Genomic DNA, 6,388 nt, shown 5'->3' with positions numbered 1-6,388 from the left:
CACCAGCGGATTAGATCTCGTCGATCGAGGCGGCCTCGAAGCGGCTGGAGATGTTGATACCGAGTTCCTCTGCGGCGCGGAACGCCTCATCGTCGGTGTCGCGGAGGTTGACCAGCGTGCCGTCGGCCGAGAGGACCTCGACGTTCAGGCAGAGCGACTGCATCTCCTTCATGAGCACCTTGAAGGACTCGGGGATGCCGGGCTCCTGGATGTTCTCGCCCTTGACGATCGCCTCGTACACCTTGACGCGGCCGAGGATGTCGTCGGACTTGATCGTGAGGAGCTCCTGGAGCGCGTACGCGGCGCCGTAGGCCTCGAGGGCCCACACCTCCATCTCACCGAAGCGCTGTCCACCGAACTGCGCCTTACCACCGAGCGGCTGCTGGGTGATCATCGAGTACGGACCCGTGGAACGTGCGTGGATCTTGTCGTCGACCAGGTGGTGCAGCTTCAGGATGTACATGTAGCCCACGGAGATCGGAGCCGGGAACGGCTCACCCGAGCGGCCGTCGAACATCTGGGCCTTTCCGGTGGAGTCGATCAGACGGACACCGTCGCGGGTCGGGGTGGTCACGTCGAGGAGACCGGCGATCTCCTCCTCGCTCGCACCGTCGAACACCGGGGTGGCGACCTTCGTACCGGGAGCCGCCTCGAAGGCCTGCTCCGGCAGACGAGCCGCCCACTCCGGGGTGCCCTCGACCTTCCAGCCCTGCTTCGCGATCCACCCGAGGTGGGTCTCGAGGACCTGACCGAAGTTCATTCGACCCGGGATACCGAGCGGGTTCAGCACGATGTCGACCGGGGTGCCGTCCGCCATGAACGGCATGTCCTCGATCGGGAGGATCTTCGCGATGACACCCTTGTTGCCGTGACGGCCGGCGAGCTTGTCACCCTCGGTGATCTTGCGCTTCTGGGCGATGTAGACCACGACGCGGCGGTTCACGCCGGAGCCGAGCTCGTCGTCGCCGTCTTCGGCGTTGAACTCCTTGACGGCGATGATCGTGCCCTGCTCACCGTGGGGCACCTTCAGCGAGGTGTCACGGACTTCGCGGCTCTTCTCGTTGAAGATCGCGCGGAGCAGACGCTCCTCGGCCGACAGCTCGGTCTCACCCTTCGGCGTGACCTTGCCGACGAGGATGTCGCCGGGACGGACCTCGGCGCCGATGCGGATGATGCCGCGCTCGTCGAGGTCCTTCAGCAGCTCCGGGCTGACGTTGGGGAGGTCACGGGTGATCTCCTCCTTGCCGAGCTTGGTGTCGCGAGCATCGACCTCGTACTCCTCGATGTGGATCGACGAGAGGGTGTCGTCCTTCACCAGGTCCTGGCTCAGGATGATCGCGTCCTCGAAGTTGTAGCCCTCCCACGTCATGAACGCGACGAGGAGGTTCTTTCCGAGGGCCAGCTCGCCGTTCTCGGTGGCGGGGCCATCGGCGATGACCTCTCCGACCTCGACGCGCTCACCGGCGTTGACGACGACCTTCTGGTTGTACGACGTGCCCTGGTTGGAGCGGTCGAACTTGCGCAGGTGGTACTCCTGCGTTCCGCCCTCGTCGAGCATGACGACGACGCGGTCTGCGGAGACCTCGGACACGACACCGGCCTTGTCGGCGGTGAGCACGTCACCGGCGTCGATGGCCGTGTAGCCCTCCATACCGGTTCCGACGAGCGGCGAGTCGCTGCGGAGCAGCGGCACAGCCTGACGCTGCATGTTGGCACCCATGAGGGCGCGCTGTGCGTCGTCGTGCTCGAGGAAGGGGACGAGCGAGGTCGCGACCGAGACCATCTGGCGCGGGGAGACGTCGATGTAGCCGATCTCCTCGGGGACGAACAGGTCGACCTCGCCGCTGCCGCCCTTGGGGCGTGCCAGGACGTGGCTCTCGCGGAAGCGACCCTTGGCATCGAGCGGGGCGTTGGCCTGCGCGATGTTGAAGTCGACCTCTTCGGAAGCGGTGAGGTAGTCGATCTGGTCGGTGACGACGCCACCGGTGACCTTGCGGTACGGGGTCTCGATGAAACCGAACGAGTTGATGCGCGCGAACGTCGCGAGAGCACCGATCAGACCGATGTTCGGGCCTTCAGGCGTCTCGATGGGGCACATGCGGCCGTAGTGCGACGGGTGGACGTCACGGACCTCGACGCCGGCGCGGTCACGCGAGAGACCACCGGGGCCGAGCGCGGAGAGACGACGCTTGTTCGTCAGACCCGCGAGCGGGTTGTTCTGGTCCATGAACTGCGACAGCTGCGACGTTCCGAAGAACTCCTTGATCGCGGCGACGACGGGGCGCACGTTGATCAGGGTCTGCGGCGTGATGGCCTCGATGTCCTGCGTGGTCATGCGCTCGCGGACGACGCGCTCCATGCGGGACAGACCGGTGCGGACCTGGTTCTGGATCAGCTCGCCGACCGCGCGGATGCGACGGTTGCCGAAGTTGTCGATGTCGTCGGTCGCGAGACGGATCTCGGCCTTCTTGCCACCGCGGATGCCCGTGAAGGTCTCCTCGGTGCCTGCGTGCAGGCGGACGAGGTACTTGATCGTGGCCACGATGTCCTCGACGGTGAGCACCGACGAGTTCAGCGGCTGGTCCAGGCCCAGCTTGTGGTTGATCTTGTAGCGACCGACCTTGGCCAGGTCGTAGCGCTTCGGGTTGAAGTAGAAGTTGTCGAGGAGCGCACGGGCTGCCTCGGCGGCCACCTGCTCGCCCGGACGGAGCTTGCGGTAGATGTCGCGGAGCGCATCTTCCTTCGTGACGATCGTGTCCTTCGCGAGCGTCTCCTCGATCGAGGTGTAGCCGGCGAACTCGGCGAGGATCTCCTCGCTGGTCATGCCCAGCGCCTTGAGGAAGACCGTGACCGACTGCTTGCGCTTGCGGTCGACGCGCACGCCGACCTGGTCGCGCTTGTCGATCTCGAACTCGAGCCATGCACCACGGCTCGGGATGACGCGAGCCGACACGATGTCCTTGTCACTCGTCTTGTCGGGGGTCTTGTCGAAGTAGACACCCGGCGAGCGCACGAGCTGCGAGACGACGACGCGCTCGGAGCCGTTGATGATGAACGTGCCCTTGTCGGTCTGCAGCGGGAAGTCGCCCATGAAGACCGTCTGGGTCTTGATCTCACCCGTGAGGTGGTTCATGAACTCGGCCTCGACGTACAGCGGAGCGGCGTAGGTCTTGCCACGCTCCTTGCACTCCTCGATCGAGTACTTCTCCGGCTCGAGGTACGGGTTCGTGAACGACAGCTGCATCGTCTCGCCGAGGTCCTCGATCGGAGAGATCTCCTCGAAGATCTCGCCGAGACCGCTGTTCTCGTTGACGTCGGTGCGACCCTGCTTCTTGGCCTCGGCAACGCGCGCCTTCCAGGCGTCGTTTCCGACCAGCCAACCGAAGGACTCGGTCTGCAGGGCAAGAAGGTCTGGGACAGTCAGCGTGTCGGAGATCTTGGCGAACGAAAGACGGGAAGCTCCGCGTCCGTTCTTGGTGGTGGTGGATGTGGATGCGTTGCGAGCAGCAGCCAAGGGAATAACCTCCGTGAGCCCCGCAGGGCTTCTCGATTCCTTTGTCGTCAGGTGGAGTGTGCGCCCGGGAACTCAACAGATGCCGACCACCATATGAGGGCAGGGAGAAGCGAGCGCAACTACCAACTATACGCACGATTGTGCGACATGGCAAGCGGAGTCCTTGACCAATCTCGGATGCTGCGGTATGAGCGTCCGATCACCGGGTCGGTGCAGGGCCGACCCGGTGGTGTCAGGACGCGATGTTCAGCTCGTTGCCCGGGATCGACGCCAGCAGACGCCGCGTGTACGGGTCGCGCGGGTTCGTGAAGATCTCCTCCGAGGTCGCCGCCTCGACGAGCTTCCCGTCCTTCATCACGCACACGTAGTCGCTGATGAGGCGCACCACCGCGAGGTCGTGCGAGATGAAGAGGTAGCTCAGCCCGTACTCGCTCTGCAGGTCGCCGAGCAGCGTCAGGATCTGGTCCTGCACCAGCACGTCCAGCGCCGACACCGGCTCGTCGCACACGATCAGATCCGGAGACAGCGCGAGCGCCCGGGCGATCGCGACACGTTGCCGCTGGCCGCCGGACAGCTCTGACGGATACCGGCGCAGCATCGACTGCGGCAGCGCCACGTCGTCGAGCAGCTGCCGGACGCGCGTTCGCCGGTCGGCGCTGCTCCCCCGCTTGTAGAAGTCGAGCGGCTCGGCGATCAGACGTTCGATCGTGAACATCGGGTTCAGGCTCGAGTACGGATCCTGGAAGATCGGCTGCACCTGCTGCCGGAACTCCTTGGTCTCCGCTCGGCTCAGCGACGCGATGTCCTTGCCCTCGTAGCGGATCAGCCCGCTCGTGGGTTCGATCACCTTGAGCAGCATCCGCGCGGTCGTGGTCTTGCCCGACCCGGACTCCCCCACGATCGCCACGGTCTCCCCGCGCGGGATCGCCAGCGACACGTCGTCGACGGCCACGAAGTCCTCTCCGCGCCCCCGCACCGGGTACACCTTGGTGAGGTTCTCGATCTCGACGATGTTGTCGACATGTGCCGCCGTGCGGGAGGCATCCTCTTCGTCGACCCGTTCCTTCACCTGGAACGCCTGAGGTTGCAGCCGGGCGACGGCGACCGATGGGGCCGCCTGCACGAGCGACTTCGTGTACTGATGCTGCGGATCCTCGAGGATCTGTCGCGCGTCTCCCTGCTCGACGACCTTGCCCCGGTGCATCACGATCACCCGCTCGGCCCGCTCGGCGGCAAGGCCCAGGTCGTGCGTGATGAGCAGCACCGCCGTTCCCAGCTCACGGGTCATCGCGCCGATCTGGTCGAGGATCGTCTGCTGCACCGTGACGTCGAGCGCACTGGTCGGCTCGTCGGCGATCAGCAGCCGCGGCTTGCACGCCAGTCCGATCGCGATCAGGGCGCGCTGACGCATGCCGCCGGAGAACTCGTGCGGATACTGCTTGGCGCGCCGCTCCGGATCGGGGAGGCCCGCGGCGGTCAACGCCTCGACCACCTTCGCCTGCACGTTCTGCCGCGTGGCGAGCCCGTGCGCGAGCAGTGTCTCCGCCACCTGCGTGCCGATCTTCGCGACCGGGTTCAGGTTCGACATCGGGTCCTGCGGCACGAGGCCGATGTCGCGACCGCGGATCGTGCGCAGCTCGTGCTCCGGCGCGTGGGAGATCTCCTTCCCGTCGAGCCGGATGCTGCCCGACGCGATCTTCCCTCCCCCGGCGAGCAGCCCGATGATGGCCATGGCCGTCGTCGACTTGCCCGAACCGGACTCGCCCACGATCGCGACGGTCTCACCGGGTCGGATCTCGAGGTCGACACCCTCGACGGCGTGCACGACGCCGTCCATGGTGGCGAAGTCCACGGCGAGCCCCTGGACGGACAGCAGCGGCTCGGTGGACATCTGATTCTCCTTCGCGGCGCGCATCGCGCCTTCGTCGCGGGCGTTCATCGTGCCCTCGTCCGTGGGTCCATCGCCTCACGCAGCGCTTCGCCCAGCAGGGTGAAGCCGAGCGCGGTGACGGCGATGCAGATACCCGGGAGGAACGCGAGCCACGGGGCGATCGCGAGCTCGGCCTGCGCGTAGGTGAGCATGCGCCCCCACTCGGCGGTCGCGGGGCCGCCGCCGCCGAGACCGAGGAACGACAGCGCGGCCGCATCGATCACGGCCGTCGCGAGCGTCAACGTGCCCTGGACGATCACGGGGCCGATGGCGTTCGGCAGCACGTGCGACATCGTGATGCTGCCGCGGCCGAGACCGAGTGTCTGCGCCGAGAGCACGTAGTCGCTCGACCGCTGCTGCAGCATCGACGCACGGAGCAGCCGGGCGAAGATGGGCACCTGGGAAGCACCGATCGCGATCATCACCGCGAACGGCGTCTGCCCGAGGATCGCGGCGATCGACACCGCCAGCAGCAGGTTCGGCACCGAGAGGATGATGTCGACGACGCGCATGATGAGGGTGTCGACCCACCCGCCGAACGTGCCGGCGAGGAGGCCGAGGATCATGCCGCCCACGAGTCCCATCGCGGTGGAGATGACGCCGATCATCAGGGAGGCCTGCGCACCCCAGATGAGCTTGGACAGCACGTCGCCGCCGAAACGGTCGAGGCCCAGCGGGAACCCCGGCACCTCGCCCGGACCCGGGATGTAGGTCGGCGTGATGTACTTCGCGCCGGGAAGCGCCGTCTCCGGGTACGGGGCGAGCCACGGAGCGAGAGCGGCGACCAGGAGGAACAGCACCACGATGACCGCGCCGATCCATGCGGTCGGGTTGCGGCGGAGCCGACGGAACACATCCCGCCAGAAACCGCCGGAGCCCTTCTTGAGGTCGGCCTGGGCGATCGCGACGGTGTCGATGCTGCCGCCGCTCTCGGCCGACGGGCC

General features: G+C 66.5%; 3 protein-coding genes. All 3 read right to left on the bottom strand.

Features of this window, described 5'->3' with window-relative positions:
- Nucleotides 1–10: 10 nt before the first annotated feature.
- Nucleotides 11–3,514, bottom strand: coding sequence for a DNA-directed RNA polymerase subunit beta (gene rpoB, locus ACNPM4_RS06630; protein ID WP_262002333.1), 3,504 nt, complete (start codon nucleotides 3,512–3,514; stop codon nucleotides 11–13).
- Nucleotides 3,515–3,746: 232 nt separating this feature from the next.
- Nucleotides 3,747–5,453 carry an ABC transporter ATP-binding protein gene (locus tag ACNPM4_RS06625; RefSeq protein WP_448985145.1) on the bottom strand — a complete coding sequence of 569 codons (1,707 nt, stop codon included), beginning with the start codon at nucleotides 5,451–5,453 and terminating at the stop codon, nucleotides 3,747–3,749.
- On the bottom strand, nucleotides 5,450–6,346 hold the full coding sequence (locus ACNPM4_RS06620; protein ID WP_258134289.1) for an ABC transporter permease: 897 nt from the start codon (nucleotides 6,344–6,346) through the stop codon (nucleotides 5,450–5,452). The genes ACNPM4_RS06625 and ACNPM4_RS06620 overlap by 4 nt, the downstream gene beginning before the upstream one ends.
- Nucleotides 6,347–6,388: the final 42 nt, after the last annotated feature.

Source organism: Microbacterium umsixpiens, from assembly GCF_053543675.1.
This window is presented reverse-complemented; position numbering and strand designations above follow the sequence as displayed.

What these genes read in the sequence shown, in the direction of transcription:
- ACNPM4_RS06625 (WP_448985145.1), bottom strand. Translation starts at nt 5,453, where the DNA reads ATGAACGCCCGCGACGAAGGCGCGATGCGCGCCGCGAAGGAGAATCAG.